General features: G+C 43.8%; 14 protein-coding genes. 5 read left to right on the top strand and 9 right to left on the bottom strand.

Annotation, left to right across the window (positions count from 1 at the left end; all coding sequences use genetic code 11):
• Positions 1-122: 122 nt before the first annotated feature.
• Positions 123-1,028, bottom strand: a complete 906-nt coding sequence (locus QUA43_RS16105) for a calcium-binding protein (RefSeq protein WP_333375191.1) — start codon at positions 1,026-1,028, stop codon at positions 123-125.
• Between the two features lie 302 nt (positions 1,029-1,330).
• Here QUA43_RS16105 and eno point away from each other — a divergent pair, with 302 nt between their 5' ends.
• Positions 1,331-2,611, top strand: a complete 1,281-nt coding sequence (eno, locus tag QUA43_RS16110) for a phosphopyruvate hydratase (RefSeq protein ID WP_445301975.1) — start codon at positions 1,331-1,333, stop codon at positions 2,609-2,611.
• 163 nt (positions 2,612-2,774) lie between these two features.
• Here the strand turns inward: eno and argC are convergent, their stop codons facing one another.
• Entirely contained in the window at positions 2,775-3,833 is a 1,059-nt protein-coding gene (argC, locus tag QUA43_RS16115; protein WP_333375192.1) for an N-acetyl-gamma-glutamyl-phosphate reductase, read from the bottom strand.
• A 448-nt stretch (positions 3,834-4,281) separates the two neighbouring features.
• Between argC and QUA43_RS16120 the strand changes: the two genes are divergently transcribed.
• Entirely contained in the window at positions 4,282-5,298 is a 1,017-nt protein-coding gene (locus QUA43_RS16120; protein ID WP_333375194.1) for a sulfate/molybdate ABC transporter ATP-binding protein, read from the top strand.
• A 141-nt stretch (positions 5,299-5,439) separates the two neighbouring features.
• Here the strand turns inward: QUA43_RS16120 and QUA43_RS16125 are convergent, their stop codons facing one another.
• The 5 genes from QUA43_RS16125 to QUA43_RS16145 form a co-directional block, all read right to left on the bottom strand.
• Positions 5,440-5,781, bottom strand: coding sequence for a low temperature-induced protein (locus QUA43_RS16125; RefSeq protein WP_333375195.1), 342 nt, complete (start codon positions 5,779-5,781; stop codon positions 5,440-5,442).
• An 894-nt stretch (positions 5,782-6,675) separates the two neighbouring features.
• Positions 6,676-7,467, bottom strand: a complete 792-nt coding sequence (gene hisF, locus QUA43_RS16130; protein WP_006635853.1) for an imidazole glycerol phosphate synthase subunit HisF — start codon at positions 7,465-7,467, stop codon at positions 6,676-6,678.
• Between the two features lie 661 nt (positions 7,468-8,128).
• Complete coding sequence (locus QUA43_RS16135) at positions 8,129-9,361, bottom strand: hybrid sensor histidine kinase/response regulator (protein ID WP_333375197.1); 1,233 nt, start codon at positions 9,359-9,361, stop codon at positions 8,129-8,131.
• 48 nt (positions 9,362-9,409) lie between these two features.
• Positions 9,410-12,256 carry an ATP-binding protein gene (locus QUA43_RS16140; RefSeq protein WP_333375198.1) on the bottom strand — a complete coding sequence of 949 codons (2,847 nt, stop codon included), beginning with the start codon at positions 12,254-12,256 and terminating at the stop codon, positions 9,410-9,412.
• Between the two features lie 181 nt (positions 12,257-12,437).
• On the bottom strand, positions 12,438-15,425 hold the full coding sequence (locus QUA43_RS16145) for an amino acid adenylation domain-containing protein (RefSeq protein WP_333375200.1): 2,988 nt from the start codon (positions 15,423-15,425) through the stop codon (positions 12,438-12,440).
• Between the two features lie 1,886 nt (positions 15,426-17,311).
• Here QUA43_RS16145 and QUA43_RS16150 point away from each other — a divergent pair.
• From QUA43_RS16150 to nadB, 3 genes are all read left to right on the top strand, one after another.
• Positions 17,312-18,271 carry an adenylate/guanylate cyclase domain-containing protein gene (locus tag QUA43_RS16150; RefSeq protein WP_333375202.1) on the top strand — a complete coding sequence of 320 codons (960 nt, stop codon included), beginning with the start codon at positions 17,312-17,314 and terminating at the stop codon, positions 18,269-18,271.
• Between the two features lie 252 nt (positions 18,272-18,523).
• Positions 18,524-18,958 carry a photosystem II complex extrinsic protein PsbU gene (psbU, locus tag QUA43_RS16155; RefSeq protein ID WP_333375203.1) on the top strand — a complete coding sequence of 145 codons (435 nt, stop codon included), beginning with the start codon at positions 18,524-18,526 and terminating at the stop codon, positions 18,956-18,958.
• Positions 18,959-19,258: 300 nt separating this feature from the next.
• Positions 19,259-20,911 (top strand): L-aspartate oxidase, encoded by a 1,653-nt coding sequence (gene nadB / locus QUA43_RS16160; protein WP_333375205.1) that lies wholly within the window; start codon positions 19,259-19,261, stop codon positions 20,909-20,911.
• Positions 20,912-20,932: 21 nt separating this feature from the next.
• Here nadB and QUA43_RS16165 read toward each other — a convergent pair whose 3' ends face one another.
• Both QUA43_RS16165 and QUA43_RS16170 read right to left on the bottom strand, forming a co-directional pair.
• Positions 20,933-21,202, bottom strand: coding sequence for a hypothetical protein (locus QUA43_RS16165; RefSeq protein WP_333375207.1), 270 nt, complete (start codon positions 21,200-21,202; stop codon positions 20,933-20,935).
• Positions 21,203-21,779: 577 nt separating this feature from the next.
• A complete protein-coding gene (locus tag QUA43_RS16170; RefSeq protein ID WP_333375209.1) occupies positions 21,780-23,882 on the bottom strand; it encodes a CHASE2 domain-containing protein in 2,103 nt (700 codons plus the stop codon).
• Positions 23,883-24,444: the final 562 nt, after the last annotated feature.

The following is a 24,444-nucleotide window of genomic DNA, read 5'->3' on the forward strand; positions in this document are numbered from 1 at the left end:
GCTGATATGCCTTCCCAGGCAGAGCCTGGGAACGAGGATTGATAGCCTTGGTGTTGTGGGATGGGCGTCCCGCCCGTCCGTGTTCTGCTTCTTAGCAGCAATGTGTACCGATTTGAATTAACCTAGATCGCCCCGTCAGACACAGAGGTAAACTGAAGTTGACTCGGCAAAACATCCTTCACCAAACCCAAGATATTGCCGGTACTAGCTTCCCGAATCACCGTCGCCTTAGTATTTAAAATTCTAAAATCAGCAGTGCGAGGAATTCCCGGAGGAAAAGGGCCACTGCTGTCATAATCTCTGGCATCACCAATTGTTAAAAACCTTTCGCTCAAAACAATATCATCTCGCGTCAATCCAGACGCCAATCCAATTACATCACCTTCAGCCGGATTGTAATCGAGAATAAAATCGGCAGGCACTTCATCGACATCAAAATTGCCACTAGGAGGCGGTTGAAGCGAACCAATTTCCCCCGAAGTTGATCCCACTTCTGTGCGGAGGACAAACAAATCTGCGCCTTCACTTCCCCAAAGTCTATCAATTCCAGCATCACCGATTATAGTATCATTTCCACTCTCTCCTACTAAAGCATCATTCCCTTTACCGCCGCGAATAAAGTCATTTGCCGTGCCTCCATAAACGTAGTCATCACCTTGATCTCCGCTGACAAAATCGCTGCCACATTCTCCATAAAGAATGTCAAAATCTTGGCCGCCGCGAATTGTATCGCTGCCACAACCTCCGATTAAAGTATCTGTGCCGCTGTTACCGTTCATCAGTTCCGCACCACCGGAACCTCTGACAAAATCGTTGCCAGCTAAGGCCCGCAAACCTCCGGGAGTGTTCCGCAGAATTCCATTTGCTAATTGAAATGCGTCGTCATTGGGAGTTAAGTCAAAAAAGTTGGGGTCGCTGGCTGGATTTGGCAATGGCCCTGTGAGTAATTTGATGTTTGGGGGATCAGCAATAATTGGGTCTGGATTTTCAGCTAATGCTCTAATTTCTCCGAGATTTGTTTCTAACATCCTAGGTTTCTCCTTTTTTGATTGACTTTGTTGATATTCTGATTTTAACAAAGATTCCAATTAAGAAATCTGCGGCAATCAGGGGTTAAAAAAATCAAATTACTGTCAAAATTGCCGTAGATCCTTATTCAACAAGCCTCACTTATTGACACCAATCTGCTCGTCCAAATCCGCAAATATTTTGAACTGTGCACCAATAATTCTGGGGATCGCGTAATCTATTACCCGTCAGCAGTCAGCGTGGGAAAACCCAGAGACTGCTAATTGTCATGAAACCTTGAGTTAAGTCAGGAATAATTAATATGCTAGACACTGCGATCGAATCTATTCAAGCCAGAGAAATCCTCGACTCCCGTGGCCGCCCCACCATTGAAGCTGAAGTTTACCTAGCCAACGGTGTTGTGGGGATCGCCCAAGTCCCCAGCGGTGCCTCTACAGGCTCTTTTGAAGCCCACGAACTCCGCGACGACGACAAAAGCCGTTATGGTGGCAAAGGAGTCCTAAAAGCCGTCGCTAACGTCGAACACAAAATTGCCCCCGCTTTGGCTAATCTAGATGCGATCGACCAAGCGCTGGTAGACAAAACCATGATTGACTTGGACGGTTCCCCGAACAAATCCCACCTCGGCGCAAATGCCATTCTCGGAGTCTCCTTAGCCACAGCAAAGGCGGCCGCCGAAACTTTAGGACTCCCCCTTTACCGCTACTTGGGCGGGCCTTTGGCGAACGTTTTACCCGTGCCTTTGATGAACGTGATCAACGGCGGCTCTCACGCTAACAATAATGTGGACATTCAAGAATTTATGATTGTCCCTGTGGGCGCGCCTTCTTTTAAAGAAGCTTTACGCTGGGGTGCAGAGGTATTTGAATCCTTGAGTAAAGTCTTAAAAGCTGAGGGTTTGCTGACTGGTGTGGGTGATGAAGGCGGTTTTGCACCTAATCTTAAATCCAATCAAGCAGCTTTAGATTTGTTAATTGCAGCTATTGAAAAAGCTGGCTACAAACCGGGTGAACAAGTTGCTTTAGCTTTGGATGTTGCTGCTAGCGAATTTTACAAAGATGGGCAGTACACTTACGACGGTGTGGCTCATTCGCCGGCAGAATTAATCGATTATTTGGATGGTTTGGTGAGTCAATATCCCATTGTTTCCATTGAAGATGGTTTGCACGAAGATGATTGGGACAGTTGGGTAGCGCTGACTGAGAAAATGGGCAGCAAAGTTCAATTGGTGGGCGACGATTTGTTTGTTACTAATCGCACGCGGCTGCAAAAAGGAATTGATTTGAAAGCTAGCAATTCGATTTTGATTAAGCTGAATCAAATTGGTTCTTTGACAGAGACTTTGGATACGATCGACCTGGGCAAACGGAACAGCTATCGAGCCGTCATCAGCCACCGTTCCGGTGAAACTGAAGATACCACAATTGCCGATTTAGCCGTAGCGACTCGCGCCGGTCAAATCAAGACTGGTTCTTTGTGTCGCAGCGAACGAGTGGCCAAGTATAACCGTTTATTGCGGATTGAGGACCAATTGGGCGATCGGGCAATTTATGCAGGCTCGATCGGTTACGGGCCAAAATAACACTCGATAACCGGGCATGGGGCATCGGGAATCGGCAATTTACATCCTGTAGGGGCGGGTTTTACCAGAAATAATTGCCTAAAACCAACAATCTCGTAAACCCGCCCCCACCCATCACCCATCACCAATGCCCAATGCCCAATGCCCGATGCCCAATTACCAATTAAGGATAGAAAGCCAATTGTGGCAAACCCAAAGTTTCTTCCCAGCCCATCATCAAGTTCATGCACTGGATGCCTTGGCCGGCTTGTCCCTTAATTAAATTGTCGATCGCCGACAGCACAATCACCCTGTCAGTACGCGGATCGACTTCCACACCGATGTAACACAAATTTGTGCCGCAAGCCCATTTTGTTTGCGGATAAACTCCAGCCGGTAACACTTTTACCCAAGGACAATTGCGATAAAAAGCAGTGAAAATTGTGATTAAATCTTCCCGTACCAAACCCGGATCGCGCAAAGTTGCGTACACAGTCGCCAGAATTCCCCGCACCATTGGAATTAGGTGAGGAGTAAACTGAACTTTAATATCATGTCCCGCTAAATCGCTGCAAATTTGCTCGATTTCTGGCGTGTGGCGGTGGCGGCCAACGCCGTAAGCGCCCAGAGAACCCTCTGCTTCAGCCAACAAGAGATTAACTTCGGCTTTGCGGCCCCCTCCCGAAGCACCGGATTTGGCGTCGATAATTGCTGTTTCTGGCACGATGAGACCTTGTTTGAGCAAAGGTGCCAGGGCTAATAAACTAGCAGTGACGTAGCAGCCGGCACAGCCTACTAACTGAGCGTCTTTAATTCGATCGCGATACAATTCTGGCAAACCGTAAACAGCCGTTGCAGCTAAAGCAGAGTCCGATCGCTCGCCGCCATACCAAGCTTTGTAAGTGTCCAGATTTTCAAATCTGTAGTCAGCCGACAAATCCAAGACTTTGCAGCCTTTTTCTATCAGCGTCGGTGCCATTTTGCAAGCTAAACCGTTCGGCAGCGACAGAAACACAACTTCGCATTTTGCCGCTATTTTGTCTAGGTCGATCGCCTCGACTGTCAAATCAATGCAGTTAGTCAGATGCGGGTAAAGGCTGGAATAAGGTTTTCCCGCACTGCTATCCCCGCCCAAATAAACTACTTCAGCCGCCGGGTGGTCCGCCAGCAGTCGCACAAGTTGCACGCCGCCGTACCCTGAAGCGCCGATAATTCCTACAGGCACACGTCCAACATCTCCCATTTTCCTTTATCCCCTCAGCCGTTGAAGTCAAAAACGCTTGAACTTTTGCTGCATTGTAGTACCAAACGCCAACTTTGGTGATAAAGAATTGTGTTGTTTTGTTTTGGAGGTGCATTTTTGTTAATTTTGGGCTGTTTGACACCGCCCAAAACCCATACAAAGCCCTGGAACTCCCAAAATTTTAGACCAAAGTTCCATCTTCCAGATTCCAAGCTGCAAGTAAATCTAAAATCTAAAATCTAAAATCTAAAATCTAAAATCTAAAATCGACTGACCGATCGCCAAAACCCTAAAATTAACAAACGGATGTGCGATCGTGCTATAAAAAAAACTTACCTTAACCCATCCACAAACCGGAGATTAACATTTTTCCCTCTTGCCTCTTGCCTCTTGCTTCCTGTATCCTGCCTCTTCCCTCTTCCCTCTTCCCTCTTCCTTCTTCCTACCTATGGGCATAGTTGTAGAAAACGTATCAAAACAGTTTGGCACTTTCCAAGCACTCGATCGAGTCAGCTTAGAAATTGAATCGGGTTCCCTAGTCGCATTGCTGGGCCCGTCTGGTTCCGGCAAGTCTACGCTGCTGCGACTGATTGCAGGTTTAGAAATGCCCGACTCCGGGAAAATCTGGCTGACAGGCCAAGATGCCACCAATACTAGCGTCCAAGACCGCAATATTGGGTTTGTGTTTCAGCACTATGCGCTATTCAAGCACATGACAGTGCGAAAAAACATCGCTTTCGGCATGGAAATTCAGAAAACACCACCCGCGAAAGTCAAATCGCGGGTAGAAGAATTGTTGAATTTAGTGCAATTGGCAGGATTGGGCGATAGATACCCGTCGCAACTTTCAGGGGGCCAGCGGCAGCGGGTGGCCCTCGCCAGAGCCCTGGCTGTGGAACCGAAAGTGTTACTGCTAGACGAACCTTTTGGAGCTCTTGATGCCAAAGTTCGCAAAGATTTGCGCGCTTGGTTGCGGCGACTGCACGACGAAGTTCACGTTACCACAGTCTTTGTGACGCACGATCAAGAAGAAGCGATGGAAGTTGCCGATCACATTACAGTAATGAATAAAGGTAAAATCGAACAAGTCGGCACACCCGCAGAAATTTACGACCATCCCGCTAGTGCTTTCGTAATGAGTTTTATCGGCCCAGTCAATGTATTGCCCAGCAGTTCAAGACTGTTTCAAGACAACGGCTTTGACTCAGCCAACCCAGAGATTTTCTTGCGCCCTCACGACGTAGTAATTGAAACTACAGAAAATAGTGCAACAGTGCCTGCAAGAATCAGTCGCTTGATTCATTTGGGATGGGAAATTCAGGTAGAATTAACCTTAGATGACGGTCAAGTAGTAAACGCTAATTTGACTAGAGAAAGATTCGATAGCTTGCAGTTACAGCCCCAGCAAAGAGTGTTCGTAAAGCCAAAAGATGCCAAGTCCTTTCCACTTTTTTATTCTATCTGATACCAATTCTCAAAACTGGAGCTAACTTTAAAACATAAAATATCTGGGTAAGGACGCGGCAATGGCGTCTCTACCCAGATATTTGCAGGGACACCGCCTTGCCGTGTCCCTACTCTTTGATACTGAAAACTGCGCGCTGAGTTAGTCTTTGATTTTGCTGACAGCTTTTTTGACTTGTTGCTCAAAGGATGTAGCTTTTGTATTGGAAGGATTTTTCATTTTTTCAATGTCAGCGTCTCCCTGAACTTCGTTGGGTCCTTTGCTCGCTTTGTCTTGAGTTTCTTCTAAGGACATCGGATTATCACCGGCAACTTTTTGAGCTTCTTTCTCAATTCCCAAAAGTTTATCTTCACCTTTGGTCGGGCTGCTAGTAACTGCAAAAGCCGGGAAAGCATTAGAAACAAACATCAAAGCACAAAAACAAACAGCTATTAAAGTGCGGACTAAACGCTTGGCAGGGAAGTTAAAGCTGATAAAAGACATACAAAATTTCTCCGTTTTTAGAAGTTTTGATCGCTAAGATTGTTAACAGGCTGAAGCTCACTCATATTCTGCACAATCTTTAACTCAAGTTTGAGAAAAGCAACCGTTGCTCTCTGTCAAATTGAGCTAATATATAATTTTTAGCTGAAAAAGCTGGTATTTGAAATCCTTCTCAGGGAATATTTCTAGATGACTGGCGTCGATCGCCCCAAGACATTTATGTAGAAGGATATGTAGAAGGCACTTGTGGAGAATCAAAAAAATTCTCTATAAGTGCCTTCGGATGGGCCTCACATAGCAGTATCAATGTCCGTAACTGGTTTTATCGTGGGGTGGGGGCGGGTTTATCAAAGGAGTTGGGTCTAAAAGCCCGTCCTTTTAGGACGGCTTTAATTTATTCCTAAGACTTCTGGCAATTCCAGTAATCGTGGTAGACTGCAATAGTCGAGGTTAAACTCCTTTGCCATCGTGAAACGGGACATGAGACACACTTTTAGGCATAAACCGGGGGGCAAAGAGCGGCGAAAACTCTTTAAACAGCTAGAGGCTTAACACAGTCTCAAAACCAGAAAAACCAACTATTCTAGTCTTGTTAAGTAGGGTGGGGCACACCCAAACTCTAGGTCAGTATCCTAGTAAGCTTTTGGAGATAGACCCTCTGGGGTGGCTGCGAATCAGGCTCGTTAATTGGTGGAATTCCCACGGTTAAAAGGTTTGAGTATTGCCGAAAGGACGTAACACTTAAAGGTCAGTCGCTGAATTAAGAATCCCCTCGCCTTTAGGCAGGGGAGTGTCAATTAGCCTGTTTGCAATGTGAGAGGGCGCTGGAGTGAACCCGCAGAGCGGTTTGTTGAAAATGTTGCAAGATATGAGATGCGCCCGACTATCCACTGACTAATGACTAATAACTAATGGCTGCTGCTGTCGCACGGGAACTTGACATTTTGCTAGATAAGTTTTAATTTCTCCTACACTGAGTTGCCCGTAATGCAGCAGGGAAGCCAGCAGGGCGGCTTCTGCTTTGCCCTCAGTCACGGCTTCGTAGATGTGGTGACAGTTGCCTGCGCCACCGGAAGCAATGACGGGAATTTCGACAATTTCGGCGATGCTTCGGGTTAATTCCAAGTCGTAACCTGCTTGAGTGCCGTCAGAGTCCATGCTTGTCACCAGAATTTCGCCTGCGCCGCGCTGTTCGGCTTCTTTGGCCCAGGCGATCGCATCTTTGCCGGTATTTTCTCGCCCTCCGCGCACGTAAACGTCCCAACCCGGATTATCTGCGTCTTGCCGTTTGCGGGCGTCGATCGCCACTACAATGCACTGATTACCAAATCGATCGCTGGCTTTGTCAATTAAACTCGGATCGCGCACCGCCGCCGAATTAATACTCACCTTATCAGCGCCCGCCCTCAACAAACTTTTAATTGTGTCTAAGGATTGGATGCCGCCGCCCACCGTCAAAGGGATAAATACTCGATCGGCCGTTCGGTACACCACATCGATCATAATATTCCGGTCTTCGTGAGTCGCCGTAATGTCCAGAAACACCAACTCATCAGCACCCGCATCATTGTAAACCTGAGCCATTTCTACCGGATCGCCAGCATCCTGAAGGTTGACAAAATTGACACCTTTGACCACGCGACCGGCTTTCACATCCAGACAAGGTAAAATTCTTTTCGACAACATACAATTCTCTTCCAATTTAACTTACTCGGCGGGAAGCGCCCCGCTATAACTGTACTCATCTTAGCGGTGCGATGAAAGCCAGGGTTGTTTTTTGCCGTCCTGTTTGTGGTCTTCACTCCTAGCTGGAGAACGAGTTGGACAGCCAAGAAATAACCAATCTCTCAGCTATCACAAGACGGTAACAATAAATAAAATTCGTTTTAAAAAATTGATAAATCATCATAAATGTCGCAAGGATTGCCACAACTAAGCCCTCAAAAGCGAGATATAGCCATCCTAAATCATTTGTAAATTTCTTACTCCCTCCCCTTAATAAGGGGAGGGTTGGGGTGGGGTCAAAAATTTACGACTCCTGCAAGGATTGCTATATATGGCATTTAGCAGCTTACTCTAGCATAGATGATTTTTACTCTTAGTGGTTCCCTACGCTCCTTACCAACAGTTAATCTCAGAACAACATACCTTAATCAGTCTGATTCGGACCCGGCTATAATTATTAAAATTATTCAAAACGTTTCTGCTGGAATAAACTTTGACACGCCACAGCTTCTTGCTGTTTTACCCGATTTGTTAAAAATCGCTGATGGTCATAAGAATGGGGGATGTCACATAGGCACTTTTCTAAAAATTGTTTTTTATAGTGCAAGTATGAAGACTGGTTTTACTTTGGGAGTATCACTTCTGCTGGCAGTATAAGAGTAAAAGTAGATCCCTTACCAACCTCGCTTTCCACCAACGTATCTCCACCCATAATCCGAGACAAATTTCTAGTAATGGCTAACCCTAATCCAGTACCCCCATACTGTCGTGTAGTTGAAGCATCAGCCTGGGTGAATGGTTGAAACAGTTTTTCCATTCGTTCTGGAGGTATGCCAACGCCAGTATCACTTATCTTAAATAAAATATAGGGAATGGCTGATTTCTGTTCTTCTCCATCGGCCCTTCCAGAATTTCTATATTTCTTTTCTACCTTAATAGTAATTATGCCTTTTTTTGTAAATTTGCTGGCATTACTAAGCAAATTAAATAAGCTCTGACGTACCTTAGTTAAATCCGTTTTCATATCTCCCAAATTCGTTTCACACTTAACTATCAATATATTAGCATTCTTATCCACCAGTGGCTTAATCATCATGATGACTTCCCTAATTAAATCTGAGATATTAACGGTTTCTAAGTAAAGTTCAACCTTCCCAGATTCAATTTTGGACAAGTCAAGAATGTCGTTAATTAGTCCAAGTAAATGTGTGCCTGCACCCTTAATTTTTTTCAGATCTGGGATAAAAAAATTTTGATCTAAATCTTCGGCTTCTTCTTGCAACATTTCGCTATAGCCGATAATCGCATTGAGAGGGGTGCGGAGTTCATGGCTCATGTTAGCGAGAAACTGGCTTTTGGCAATGTTGGCTGCTTCGGCTGCTTCTTTAGCTGCTAATAATTCCACAGTCCGTAATTCAACTTTTTCTTCTAGCAGTTGCTTCTGTTGTTCTAGTTTTTTAGTTAGATTATATAATTTTAAATGAATTCTAATCCTCGCTAAAACTTCTTCACTTTGGAAAGGCTTAGAAATATAATCTACGGCTCCTACAGATAATCCATTGACTTTATTATGTGAATCAGATAAAGCACTTAAAAAAATTATTGGAATTTCGCAGGTTAAGGGATTAGCTTTCAATCGTCGGCAAGTCTCAAAGCCATCAATACCGGGCGGCATCATTATATCTAATAAAATTAGTTCGGGCGGATGATATTCTACTTGTTCAATCGCAGTTTCACCATCAATAGCCACGGAAACTTGATAACCCACGTCGGTCAATATGTGGGCTAGAACTTCTAGGTTATTGGGATTATCATCTACAATCAAAATAGATTGATTGTCTGAGTTTTCAGTCATACATAATTTACTGGGGATGGGATACATAAATTTACAAAATTTTTGGACCTAGGGAGTATTTAGGTATTGCTCTATGTAAGTTCGCACCTGTTTAAGCTTGAAACCTTTAGCAAATTCGCGCAGCTCTTGAACAAAAGGGATAAACTCATGGTTTATTAGTTCAATTCTCGTCAACTCTTGTAGTAAATCCTTAATCAATCCCTTACGACTAAGATTATACAATATTAGCAAGTCATCATGCGAAGGTGGCACAATCTCAACCACTTGTGTTGTCAATTCTCTTGTGCTTTGCGGTTGTAATTTCTCTTCATAGATCCATTCTAATTTCAGGAGAGATTTGATCGTATTTAACAGGCTATCAGCTTCTATAGGTTTTGGCAAAAATTCATTAGCTCCAATCTCTATACTTTTTTGGAGATCTGACTCGAATACACTGGCTGAAGACACGATAACTGCCAAATTAGCAGATAATGCTAATTTTCGCAAACTTTTAACCATTTCATAGCCATCCATAATCGGCATAACAATATCAGTAATAACCAGATCGGGTTGAACCTCAGTAATTTTATCCAGTCCTTCTTGGCCATTTTCAGCCTCAAAAAGTATAAATCCAATAGGGCGGAGTAAATTGACAATAACAGAACGGTTTTCCCAATGGTCATCTACTACTAGAACTTTGGGCTTATCGCCATTAAAACCAATAATAACACCCTGCTCCGAAGTTTTAGAATTTTTTGCCCATTCCTTAGCTTCGGGTAAATCTATCTCAAACCAGAAAACACTACCTTTTCCTAATTCACTTTCAACTTCCAAGGTACTGCCCATCATATCAACAATCTTTTTGCTGATAGCTAATCCTAGTCCAGTCCCTTCTGATTGCTTCTTCATATTACCAGACTGCTCAAATGGCAAAAATATATTTTTAACATGATCGCTCGATATCCCAATTCCCGTATCTTCAACTTGGAAAATAATTCGATATAAAGGTAGTTCCCTGAACTCATCTTCCAATAGTTTTGATGTAATTATAAATTTCACGCTACCTTGTTCCGTAAACTTAATAGCATTGCCTAATAAGTTGATCAATACCTGTCGCAATCGTTTTTCATCCGCAAAAAGGCCAACTGGGAGTTGACCTTCGATGGTAGAGATAAAATCAATTCCCTTTTGATCTGCCCTAATCCGACAAATTTCAATTACTGCTTGCAGAAAAGCGGGAAAATGAAAATCTGTAGCATATATTTCCATTTTCTGGGCCTCGATTTTTGAAAAATCAAGGATATCGTTAATCAGAGTCAGTAGGTGGGAGCCACATTGGTTAATAATATTAATTCCTTTTTTATCTGACTCAACTATGTGTTTCGAGCGCTGGAGAATTTGGGCATATCCTAAGATACCATTGAGAGGTGTCCGCAGTTCGTGGCTCATATTAGCTAGAAACTCGCTCTTAGCACGGTTAGCAGTATCGGCAACTTCTTTCGCGTGTTTAAGCTCTACAGTTCTATCTTCAACTCGCAGTTCCAATTCCTCATTAGTTTTCGCAAGCGCGGCAAAAGATTCGCGGAGTTGCTGAGCCATTTTGTTAAATAAATATCCCAAACGACCCAATTCATTTTGGCGGTTTACATTAACTTGGACATCAAGATTTCCAGCAGCAATACTCTCAGTTGCAGCCATTAATTTATTGAGTGGTGTAGAAATTTCTCGCCTTAAAATTAAGAACACAATAATAATTTCAATCAGTAATGCACTTAGCCCTAGCACTAGAATCATGCGAGCAGTAGCTAAGGCTTCTTGGGTCAGCAGAGATTTGGGGAAAACTGTGACCAAGTACCAATTTGGCTCATCAATTCTAGTCACACCCAAGTATTCATCATAGTCAGGATTGTCAATAATCATATTTTCCTGTTTATGAGTTATGACTAATTCATAAATGCGCCGGAGATGAGCATCTCCTGATTGGGCGATGGAGAATTGTCCATTTCCCTTTTGAATACTTTGCATAAGTTCTGGGTGAGCTACTAGCCGCCCATCGGCTCGAAAAATCATGTTGTATGTGCCTTTCAGTCCTTCATTAATAGTCCGTTTCTGCAAATCATCTATTAAAATATCATGACCGATTGTAGCAATATGCTTGCCATCTACATCTAATGGTGTCACACAGGATGCCATCCAAGCTACAGCTACTTGGTCGTAATAAATGCCTGTCCAGACTGTTTTGCGTTCGGGATCGTAGATAGGGCGGGTAATTTGGAATGACTCATCATCTGTGACGCGGAACGAGTCACTAGAAGGTGCTTTTAGCGACCAGGGATACTGGTGCATATACATGATCATACCATTCTCAGGAATTTGCGTATAGGTGTTAGCAAACCGATTGCGCCATGCTGGGCCATAAGCATTTATTGTTTTATAGAAAGCAACTATTCGTCGCTGCATCTCAGTATCAACATTGACATTTTTTCCTAGGAATAAACCCCCGGTCTTGTCGATTTCAAACAGTTCAGGGCGATTGCGAATTGAGCCATCTGGATATTTGACAAAGTTTTGATCGAATTCAGCTTTTGGATCGCGATCTGCTTCTGCTTTGAGTTGATCTAATAAAGCTTGCTTGAGCAACTTATGGTTATCTTCAGCTAAGGTAAATATTGCTCTTTCGCGTTTGGAGCGTAATTTTATGTATTGCTCTAACTGCGTGAGTGAATTAGCAGTAATCCGTGAGATTATTTGGAAATAGCTAATAGCAGTGGAGGCGACAACAACCATGCCCATGCCAAAAGCTATCTTTAAGAGTGTTTGTTTTGTCAGCGATTCTTGGGAGCTATTTTTTTTATTACGAGTTTGGGAGATGATAGAGTTAGATAATTTTAATTTTTGGATCAAATTTATTTTCATTTTTATTTATGAGAAAATTAAATTTAGCTCTGTCAAACTATTTTTCTGCCTATTATTTTCTAATCATTTTTAATTAATTGTGAGCTTTTTGTAGGGTAATTACCCTGTAGTTTACCCCATGAATGGGTAGGCACAGATCGCTACCCTACAATATTTGCACAAATCATTTAGTTTTACTACATCACAAAAAACTTTGACGACGGAAATAGGATAAATAAGCCTTTAATACGGAATCATTAATGGGAGGACAGAGAATATCAGTACCTACCAGTCCATCCTGAGTGTTGCGGTCATCAAACTTTTGACAGACAAAAGACGTTGTCTCGATAAAAGTTTTTTGGCTATTAGATATTTTCTTGACAAATAGAGAAGCCATCGGAGTTAAAGCATTATCGGGAGACATATTGAGTAGTTTGGCCTGCCACTGCGGGTAAGGAATAGAAGGGAGGATATAACCAAGCGTATTAAGATTCAGGATAAGTTCGTTCATGGGTAATACATGGGGGCTTAATACATGAAATGTCTTGTTAAGAGACTCTGGTTGATGCGATAAATACCGAATCGCCTGAACTATATAATCCACAGGAGCGAGACTCATCTTGATATCTAATTCAGGGCCATACCCTAATTGAATCAAGCCCTTGATTATCAAACAAATCGTATTACTGAGTTGAAAAGCACCTGTTTTGCTATGGCCTGTCACCATTCCCAAGCGATAGATCGAAACTGGTAAACCGCGCTCGCGGGCAGCCATAACTAATTTTTCTGCCGCCCATTTACTTTGAGAATAACCATCTGAATATCCTTCAGCACTAAGTAAATCGTCTGTTTCGGCAATTAATTTCATACCATCATAGTTCGACGCTTGAAAGACATCCAGAGTAGAAATATAGTGGACAGGTGTAATGTTAGTCATGGTGGCTAGACGCAATATCTCCTTTGTCCCGCCCACATTGGCATCCCGTAACGCAGTGTAGGGATAAACCAAATTGACATAAGCACCACAGTGATAAATCACATCAACGACATCTGCTAATTCACTAAAATTTGGTGTCGATAGTCCCAAAAATTGCTTTGATAAATCTCCAACTATGGGGATAATTCTCCTACTAAATTCTTCTTCCCAAATTTCGTAATTTTGTAGAGTGCTACGCAGTCGAAAGGTCGCGGATTCCAAATCATCAGCACGAACTAAACAATAAATAGTCGCTTGGGGATTATGCAGCAACAATTCATGCAATAGAAAAGCACCAACAAAACCCGTTGCCCCTGTTAAGAAAATATGCTTCGGTCTAAATCTGGTAATTGTCAATGGGTGAATAGTTTCATCTAAGACTGCATCAGCCGATAAGTCAGCAATATTTGTTTCAAAAATCGCCGTAGATCCCGAAGACTGCACAGCCTCAATTACTTCAGCTAATCCAGCAATTGTCGGAGATTTGAACAGGCAATCTAAAGACAATTCCACTGGGAAGGCTTGCGATACTCGATTTAGTAATAAGGCGGCGCGTAATGAATTTCCGCCTGACTCAAAAAAGTTTTGATGGATGCCAATTTGCACTCCTAAAACCGAAGTCCAAATTTCAACCAATTGTTTCTCTATTTCCGTGCGTGGAGCAACAAATTTTTCAACATTATCAAGAGTTGGTGCCGGTAGTGCCTGCCGATCTACTTTACAATTAGGTGTTAATGGCAAAGCATCCATAAAGACCACAAGCGCAGGAATCATGTAGTCAGGCAATTTTTCTTTTAGCATTGCTCGGAAGCCTGCTGAGCTCTGCTTTAATACTTGTGAATTCAACACCACATAAGCAACTAAGTAATCGTGTCCATGAGCATCATTACTAACAACCACTACCACATCCTTCACCGCAGGATTATCGAAACAGGCTGCTTCAACATCTTTTAATTCAATTCGGTGTCCCTGAATTTTTACTTGGTAATCACTGCGCCCAATAATGGCAATATTACCGTCTGGAAGATAACGACCTAAGTCACCTGTTTTATAAAGACGACCGCCCGGTTCATTGTTAAAATTATCATCAATAAACCTTTCCTCAGTTATCTCTGGACGGTTAAGATAACCTCTCGCTATTCCCATACCACCAATGTAAATCTCTCCATCAGATCCATCAGTAACAAGCTCAAGATTATCGTTGTGAGAATGGCGTGGATACTTGAACAGATAAATTTGAGTATTTAAAATGGGGCGACCAATTGGTATGGTTTCCTCACCAGATTCTACTTGATGAATGGTTGACCAAATAGTTGTTTCAGTCGGCCCGTACATATTCCAAAGGGAGGAACTTCGCTCTAGCAATTGATTAGCTAAGTGTCGATTGAGAGGTTCTCCTCCACAAAGAATTTTTAAATTGCGATCGCCTTGCCAATTAACTGCTAATAGCATTTTCCAGGTTGCAGGAGTTGCCTGCAAGACTGTAGCGCCAGATTCAGTGATCGTTTTAGATAACTTCATTGGATCGATGGCGACTGCGCGACTAACGATCACAACGCGAGCACCAACTATCAACGGTAAGAAAAGTTCTAAAACAGCAATATCAAAGGAGATGGTAGTTACTGCTAGTAGTACATCTCGCTCTGTCAATCCTGGTTCTTGTTTCATCGAGAGCAGAAGATTGACTACAGCACGGTGAATAATTTGCACGCCTTTTGGTTTACCCGTTGAACCCGAGGTGTATATTGTATAGGCTAAATCATCAGGTGTGACTTCGCTATCTAAATTATCTTGGCTGAATTGCTCAATTTTTTGCCAATCTGAATCTAAACATACCACTCGCATACCATTTCTTTTAGGTAGGGAGCTGAGAAGATGGGTTTGGCTAAGTAGTAGCGGAAGCTGGGAGTCTTCCAACATAAAAGCTAACCGGTCTTCGGGATAAGTTGGGTCAAGAGGGACGTAAGCACTACCGGCTTTTAAGACTCCCAGAAGTCCGATTAACATATTCAGCGATCGATCAACGCATACTCCAATAAGCGTCTCTGAATTAACCCCTAAGCTTTTCAGATAATGTGCTAATTGATTGGCTTTATTATTTAATTCTTGATAAGTTATTTGCTCTGCTTTAAAAATAGCAGCAATAGCATTTGGTGTTTGCCTTACTTGGAATTCTACTAACTTATGAATGCAGAAGTTTTCGGGGGTTCTCATTACAAACCTTGATAAATAAGTTGTTACGAACCTAGCTCACGACGCTCTGTAGGCTTTTAAGCATTGATTAGGTAGCCATTGCTGGTGCTTTACCGTCTTTATTTTGCTTGCAAAGCCAGTAATCAATGACTTGCTTGCAAAGCCAGTAATCAATGACACCAAACTTTCGGGTCGTGGCATAGATTTACATAATTTACTAGAGCTAACTATGTTCATCCGGAATAAAAAAAAAATTTAGGTAAATTTATAATTCCATTCCGCACCCTCAACTGTCACATCGGTTATTTCGAGTTGATGGCGGTGGCTCAATCTCTGATTCTTAAGTAAAAATACTGAGAGAATTAGTTATTTTAGAATGATTATTACTCGCGGCAAGAATAGCGCTCATTATGATCGGACAATGCACAGTAAAAGATATCAGCTCAGAGAGGGTTCGCTTAAACAATTGCCTGCTAAGTTTTCCACCTTGCTTGTTACCCCGCTAGCTCAGTTTTGCTTCATAAAGTGCTATTTACCAGAGGCGATCGCCCTGTCACCCATAACTGCATGAGTTGAGTTCACTAAACCTATGCAGAGCATTCATCAACTTCTTTGAAGGACGGGCATCTTTCCCGAAGTTCTAGTCAACGCATGACAAGCAATCAATTCATTACCCCCCAAAAAGTACAAATTGTTGGTGAGAAATTCCTCAATTTTCCTGGTAAGATGGGGATTATTTTTGCTACAATACACCAGAAAATCTCACACAAAATATAAACCGTAAGCAGCATAAACTATCTCGCAAACATCAAGGTTAAAATCGTCGCCATATAGCCAGTATAGTGGTCATGGCTCACGAAAAGATGGCAAACGCTCGTGAGAAATTCCAGGAAAAACAATCTCCCAAATTGGTGCAGGAAAACTAAGTCATCGTTGTTGAAAATCTGGCAGTTAATAACATGGTAAAAAATCATTAGCTAGCAAAATAAATGAGCCATTGCGGATGGTCAAAATTGACCCTACCGTTGAAATACAAGGCTGAAAGAGACGGTAAAAATTACCTAGACATGGGTCGGTTTTTTGCACCATCGAGTAAGAGTTGCTACGTAGGTCTGAATCAGGTGGGTAGCCTGCCGTTGGAAGTGCGTAGCTGAAGTTGTTCCAACTGCAAAACTAAGCACGATAGAGATGTGAATTCTGCTATCATTATTGGCGATGAAGGGCTTGGATTATTAGCGTTAGGAACTAGCACTACTGCCCATGGACGGAATGTAAGTCTGATGGTTGCAAGGAAATCTTCGGTACGATCGGCTGTTCCGGTTGAAATTGGAAGCTTACACCAGAGGGAGTAGTGCACAGAACTCTGGATCGGCATACCAGACCACACGCCCTACCCCCCCCGCCTAGCTCTACCGTGTACAGACAAGTTGCTCGCTGACCCATATTGTAGAAACTCTGTTTCCTAGAATCTTGATTTCTCGTTTGGCCGAATCAATAACTTAAAATTCATGAAAATAAGCTTCCTTTCTGAGATTCATGCGAAACTTGGGTTTCAGGAATTGTGTTGCAAGATTTCGGACTTGTGTGTACACGGTAGCTGCCTAGCCAGAGATCCATTTTCCCACTTTTTTCTGGCCCATCAAAATAAATAAAAGTTGTCTCCGCTCCGGGGCAGGCAGTATTATCAGGTACAATCTTGGTAGACAGTCTGTTTTTACTGGCTGCTTTGGTAGATTGAATCATAAATACCTTCGCTAGCTCGATCGAATTTATGGTTCACAAATCCTACAGGGGCTAGGTGCATCGACGATGGACTAAAAAATCTAAAATCTGAAGTCTCAAATTTCAAATCGGTTAATTTTGTGTCGTTTCTAGGACTGTTGTGACGAGTGCAACCCAATCCACATATGGTACTTCGCACAGAAGGCGGCAATCGCTACTTGCCGCTCTCCGGCAGCAATTGCTGGACAGTAGGGCGGAGCGATGACAATAATTTTGTACTGACAGATCGCTGGATTTCCCGTAATCACGCGATGTTACAACAAATGGAGACAGGAGAGTTCTACCTGATCGACTTGGGCAGCCGCAATGGTTCCTTTGTCAACGGGCGACGGGTCAGTATTCCTGTCACTCTCAGAAATGGCGATCGGATTATTTTCGGTCAAACCGAATTGGACTTCTACAACCCAACGGCCGGCCACCGGCACGATCCAATACACGAGACAGACTCTGAAGATTTTACGGCGACTTTGACGGTACGTAGCCTGATTAGCGTCATGGTAATGGACATCCGAGACTTTACTGTTTTGACTAGGCAGCTAGACGAAACCCTCCTATCGGAAGTCATCGGCAATTGGTTCCGCAAAGCAGGACAGATCATTCGCGAACACGGCAGTTGGGTGGACAAATACATCGGCGATGCGATTATGGCCGTCTGGTTCCACAAAACCAGCGGTGTCAGCAGCGAGGAAATGATGCGGATTTGCCAAGCTTTGAGCGAATTGCACAAGGCAACAGACGAACTCAGCAGCCGTTACCCCCTACCTTTTCCTTTGCGAGTCGGGGCCGGAATCAATACTGGTTATGCAATGGTGGGAAATTCTGGCAGCAGCGACCGATCGGACTATACCGCCTTGGGAGATACTGTAAACGCAGCATTTCGCCTGGAATCTTGCACCAAGCAACTCGGCAAGGATATCGCTGTGGGAGAAACGACCTACAAATACCTGACACAATTGGGGGCCCAGGGCGCTTTCGAGCAGCACACCGTTGCTTTGAAGGGTTACGACCATCCTAGCGTGGCTTACGGCGGTACTTATGCTGACTTGAATGCTTTTCTCAAAACGAAAGGAAAGAGTTCTCTATAGGTAGAAAATTGGGTGCAGGGCAAGAATTAACCTTTTAAAATGGCAGTCCGAGTTTTTAATTGGGAGTGCCTTTGATAAACTTGCCTGCGATGCTTAAAAGTTGGTCAATATCATATATCGTCAGCGTTGTCAATACCCTAATGTAAAGTTTATAACAGCCCTTTACCTATTGCGGATTTATCTGAAAAACTGCATAAGCAAAATGGTAGTCTCTACATAAATGCTGTGTATGAAATTGGGAGACAAAACTTCATGAAACGATTGGGTCGTCTATTGGCAGTATTGGGCTTAGTGCTGGGCTGCTTTGCATGGGCTGGAGACCAAAGCGCGATCGCGGCATCATTCAGCCGTATCGTCTTGCCATCATCCTCGCTCCTAGCTGTTGAAGCTCCGGCTAGAACCAATCGCGCCGATGAGAAGCTTGCCACAGAATACGGCAAAAAACTTGATTTGAACAACAGCGCCGTCCGGGACTTTCGGGAATTTCGAGGGTTGTATCCCACTTTAGCTCGACTAATTATTAAGAATGCTCCTTACGAAAATGTTGAGGACGTACTCAATATTTCAGACTTGACGGAAGCTCAGAAAAAAGTGCTGCAAGCTAACATGGACAAATTCACCGTAACTGATGTTGAATCAGTCTTTATTGAAGGAGACAACCGGTTGAATAATGGTCTCTACGACTAGGTAGCAGCGGGTCTCTTTTGAAGGCATTCGCAATTGGGCAGAAGGCATTCGGCAGAAAGAAAAGATTTTTTTCTACAGGCTGATGACTTCTGCCTTTAATTTCTCAAGACTTACTTTCAACCACCATTCGGCAAAAGCCGACCCAAATTCGCTAGATTGAAATAAGCGGGTTCCCCTCATTCATCTAAAATCTAAAATCCCTTGACTGACATTAGTTCAAGTCTCCAGATTCATCTGTAGACTCAATTCTAAAATCTAAAATCTAAAATCTAAAATCTAAAATTGACTGGCGGCCGACTTATGACTGACAAATTTGACGTATTGGTAATAGGTGCTGGCGCGGCCGGTTTGTACACGGCACTTTGCCTCCCAGAACATTTGCAGGTGGGCTTGATCAATAAAAATATGCTGCCTGTTTCTGCAAGCGATTGGGCTCAAGGAGGGATTGCCGCGGCGATCGCCCCTGAAGATTCAGTAGCGTTACACGTTCAGGATACACTGGCTGCAGGAGCCGGTCTTTGCGATTTGGATGCGGTGAAATTTTTAGTCGAGGAAGCTTCAGCCTGCATTGACTCCCTAGTGAAAATGGGCGTTGCATTCGATCGCACCGGCCCAGATTTAGCCCTCACCCTAGAAGCAGCCCACTCCCGCCGCCGAGTTCTCCACGCCGCCGACACTACGGGCAAAGCTGTTATCAGTACGCTGACAGCAAAAGTATTGAGCCGCAAAAACATTCAACTCGTATCCCCTGCCTTTGCTTTGAGTCTGTGGCTAGACGAAACCGGGCGCTGTCAGGGGATTAGCTCGATTTGCGGCTCACAAGTCAAGTGGCTGCAGGCCAAAGCCGTGGTGCTGGCGACAGGTGGCGGCGGACAGGTTTTTGCTCAAACGACCAATCCGTCGGTAAGTACCGGCGACGGGGTGGCAATTGCGTGGCGCGCCGGGGCGCTGCTGCGAGATTTAGAATTTGTGCAGTTTCACCCGACGGCGCTGAGTACAGCGGGCGCGCCGAGGTTTCTCATTAGCGAAGCGGTGCGGGGAGAAGGAGCTCATTTGGTTGACAGTAAGGGATATCGCTTTGCTTTTGACTCTCACCCCAGCGGGGAACTCGCGCCTCGGGATGTTGTCAGCCGCGCTATTTTCCGCCACTTGCAGAAGACGGGGGAACCTCATGTTTGGCTGGATTTGCGCCCGATTGCGGTCGATCGACTGCGCTACAGGTTTCCCAATATTATTCAAGTGTGCGCTGATTGGGGAATTGATATTTTTTCCGAACCGGTACCGGTGACGCCCGCCGCCCATTACTGGATGGGAGGAATTGTCGCTGACAAGTTTAACCAAACTTCGATTCCGGGTTTGTACGCGGTGGGAGAAACTGCGAGCACGGGAGTACACGGCGCTAATCGGTTGGCGAGCAATTCGCTGCTGGAATGTCTGGTTTTTGGGGCGCAGATGGGACTTTTGCAGCTAGAAGGTGAAACGCCCGAGGCATTCGCCGATCAGTTCGAGGCGGGGGAAATCTGGGAAAAATCGATTTCTGAACAGGACATTGAGGCGATCGAAAGGTTGCGGGTTGAATTGCGGAATTTGGTGTGGCAGAGTGCGGGAATTTGCCGAGGACAACGCGATTTGGAAAGTGCGATCGTCCAACTTGAGATTTGGCGACAAGAATTTGCTTCTTTGCCTTTGAGTCAAACGCTTGATAATTTACAGCCAGGACAAATTATTAATTTTTCCCCTGCTGAGGCGGAGAATAGCTCAATTTTGCGAAATTGGGGAGAAGTTGGGAATTTATTGGATATCGGCTATTTAATTGTCAAAAGTGCTGCGTTTCGCACTGAAAGTCGCGGCGGTCATTACCGGGTGGACTATCCTCTCACCGATCCGGATTGGTGCAGCCATACTTTAATTAACCAATCCAATTGGTACAAATCTCCGCAAATAAAAGATTGAAAATTTATTGAAAATTTGGGGTCAGCGCGTTCCCGTACCGTCACTTTTGGGGTTCCCGTTCGGGTCTGGTTGGTATTCTTGGGGATTTCCAAACCTAGAGGTTGGTGTAACTGTCCAAACTCTGGGGGTCGATGGCGTCGGGTTCTCGCCGGTGCTACGGGCTTTTGTTAAGTTGCTAGTTGAGTTGCTGGCAAGTCGAGCCGCATTTGCGGTGCCGACTATATTCACTTGCAGGCAGGCCGCCAGGGTTGCCGTTGTTGTGAGCTGAATCAAAGTACGCATAGTATTCACAGCCTTATTCCAATCACCGAAATAGATCCACGTCTGTACCACCTATTATATCTATCAATTTCCGTATTTCCACTGATATATTTACATTTACTTTAATTAACTTTCGTAAGTTTACATATTTTTTTATATTAAAGCTTTTTGGCGATTTGAATTTGGTTTCAGGTTGTGATTTATTTTAATGTTTTGTAACATTTAGATGAGACGGCAAGTTGCTCTCATAAGTTTTATATTTTGCTAAATCTATCTAATGACAGATGACAAATTAGAGAATTTTAAATTATGTGATTTGAGATTTGAGATTTCACTACTTTGGGCATTTTTTTGAACGGTTTCAAAAAGCTTAGAGGGCTTACGGTTTAAGAATCGATCAAGCTATTTTTTTGAAGTTAGCTGCACAGGAGACGCCTGAAAATAATATCTCCCTCACTGCCCAATTAGGATTTGAGGTCTAAAAATTGCTCAAATTTTGTCCGAAATATTGAGATTTTAGATAAAAAAATTAAATAATTATAAATGACTTATCAAGCTAGGGGTGGGAGTTTACCTATACTTTTATTAGGTTTTTCACGGGTATTAATTAATAAAAGTGACATTGATTTTTCCCGCGTTCCTTAGCACGATACATCGCCACATCGGCATTCTTAACTAAAATCTCTGGTTCTTGAGCGTCAATGGGATATAAACTAATGCCAATACTTGTAGTTACAGAAACTGTATGTTCTTCTAAAATAAAAGGCTGCATGATGGCGTCGCAAATTTTTTCAGCTACTTTCGCAGCTTCTTCACGACCTGGAATTGCCGGCAAAATGACTGTGAATTCGTCGCCACCCAACCGCGAGATAGTATCGCTGCCACGCAAGCATTTTTTGAGCCGACTGGCAACTGTTTTTAAGAGTAAATCGCCCACATTGTGTCCGAGAGTGTCGTTGATTGACTTAAATCCATCTAAATCTAAAAACAGTAAAGCCACCAATTCTTGAGTGCTGGAGGCTATTTCTAGAGACCGATGCAAGCATTCGTAGAACATTTGGCGGTTAGGCAAACCGGTCAGAGCATCGTGATAAGCTTGGTGGCTGAGCTCAGCATTTTTTTGTTCAAGGGCATTTGCCCGAAGTTGGCGCTCGGTAATATCTCTGATTGCTCCGACTAAAAATAGGTTGCCGGCAGCATCTTTATGCAGGGATCTTTTAGTCGCAATCAGATGCGTAATTCCGTGAGCGTCAGTAAAATATTCTTCATTTTCTCGCGGCTGGTGAGTTTGAAATACTAATTCGTTTTGCTGCCAAAATATCTCCGCTTCGGCTTGGGGAAATAACTCGTAATCGGTTCGGCAAGTTAAAATTTCTAAAGGATAGCCAATAAACCGACAATATGCCTGATTCAAAACTACGCAGCGGTGATTTCGATCTTTGACAAAAATCGGGTCGGGAATTGTATCGATTAGCGATTGTAAAAATTCTTTAGACCGTTTTAATTCTTCTTGCAAGTGAGCCAGATAACCCACAACAGCAGCACCAGAACCCAAAAGACTGAGGAGTGGGGGAATTAACGGCAGCCACCAACCGGCTAAAAAGGCTAAGTATAAACTGGCACTCAGACATAGACAGATACTTAATAAACAATAAGCCGATCGACCGAGCGATCGCAAATTCCAACTCACATTTGCTCCCGCCCAAGACCACAGTAAAATCCACAGTAACTCCGCAGCCTCTGGCCAGACATTGATACCCCCGCGCCCGTCGAGGGCCGCACTCAAAATTTGGCTCAAGAAATGAGCCTGAAACTCGACTCCCGGTATTTGCTGGGGAGAACCAAACCAACCGGAACTGTAAGCATTTTGGTAAAAGTCTCTGAGGCTGGGGGCATTTGAGCCGATCAAGACAACGCGCGATCGTACAAAATCAGCAGGTACTGTGCCAGAGAGCACATCGCTCATTGATGCAGTGCGAAAACTGCCTCGCGGGCCGCGCAGGTTGGTCAAAATTTGATAGCCGCGGCTGTCCGATCGAACGTAAGCACCGTCATTCGGTTGAAAAGGCCGAAAAACCCCCTTGCCTAACTGCAAGTATTTAGGATTGACTCTTGCTGGTTGAGGCGAAATTCCTTCGCTTTTGAGGTAAAGCAAAGCCAGTCTGAGTGCGAAGCTTTGATGAGTTTTTCCGTCTCCGGGCCAAGCGTAGAGCAAAGTTCGCCGCACTTTTGAGTCAGCGTCGATGACAACGTTGTTGAAACCGATTCGATCGAGCTTGTCAAGTACCGGAGGCGGGCGAACTCCGAAGCGGGTTTCGTCTGGCATCAACTCAATGCCGATTAAGTTGGGAATAGTTTTAAAAGTTTTGAGCAGTTCGGCGTTACCCGGTTGAGTTGGCAAATCTCGGTAAACGTCGAGGCCGATCGCCCGCGGCTTGCCAGCGTGCAATTTTTGCAGCAATTGGGCCAAGGCAGCATCCGAAATTGGGTAGCCGTATTTTTGCAAGTCAGCTTCCTTAATTTCTACAATGACGATCCGCGAGTCAAGGGGTTCGGCCGGCCGCCAGCGCACAAACTGATCGAAAGCAGCCCATTCCCACACCTGAAAACATCCGAACCAGCGCATTACAATGACCGTACTAGCAACGGCACTCGCAGTAATCAATACTCGGCGTTCTTGATCGACCCATTTTTTGATAGTTTCTAGCATATTTGGGGATGTGGCCCTCGCTCTGTGAGCATCTAAACTACTACTACGTATAGGTTTTACCTCTCCGGGGCGAGTCGATTTTAGATTTTAGATTTTAGATTTTAGATTTTAGATTATCCAATTTTTTGGTTTTTCGGTGCGGGCGAGTCGATTTTAGATTTTAGATTATCCAATTTTTTGGTTTTTCGGTGCGGGCGAGTTGATTTTAGATTTTAGATTTTAGATTATCCAATTTTTTGGTTTTTCGGTGCGGGCGAGTCGATTTTAGATTTTAGATTTTAAATTATCCAATTTTTTGGTTTTTCGGTGCGGGCGAGTCGATTTTAGATTTTAGATTTTAGATTATCCAATTTTTTGGTTTTTCGGTGCGATCGGGCTGCAACAGCAGAAACCGGGTTTGGCAACCCAAATATGTCATTTCAACAATCATTCTGGAACCAAAAACCCGGTTTCTTGCATTTTTATGTAAAAGTTTTAGTAGTAATTCATCGATCTAAATACTAGAAACCAACCACTTGTTTTAAAAATTTTTCTTTTCACTGATTCTTACTATTTTTTATTT

This window comes from Microcoleus sp. N9_B4 (genome assembly GCF_036701635.1).
In the GTDB taxonomy this organism is placed as follows: Bacteria; Cyanobacteriota; Cyanobacteriia; order Cyanobacteriales; family Microcoleaceae; genus Microcoleus.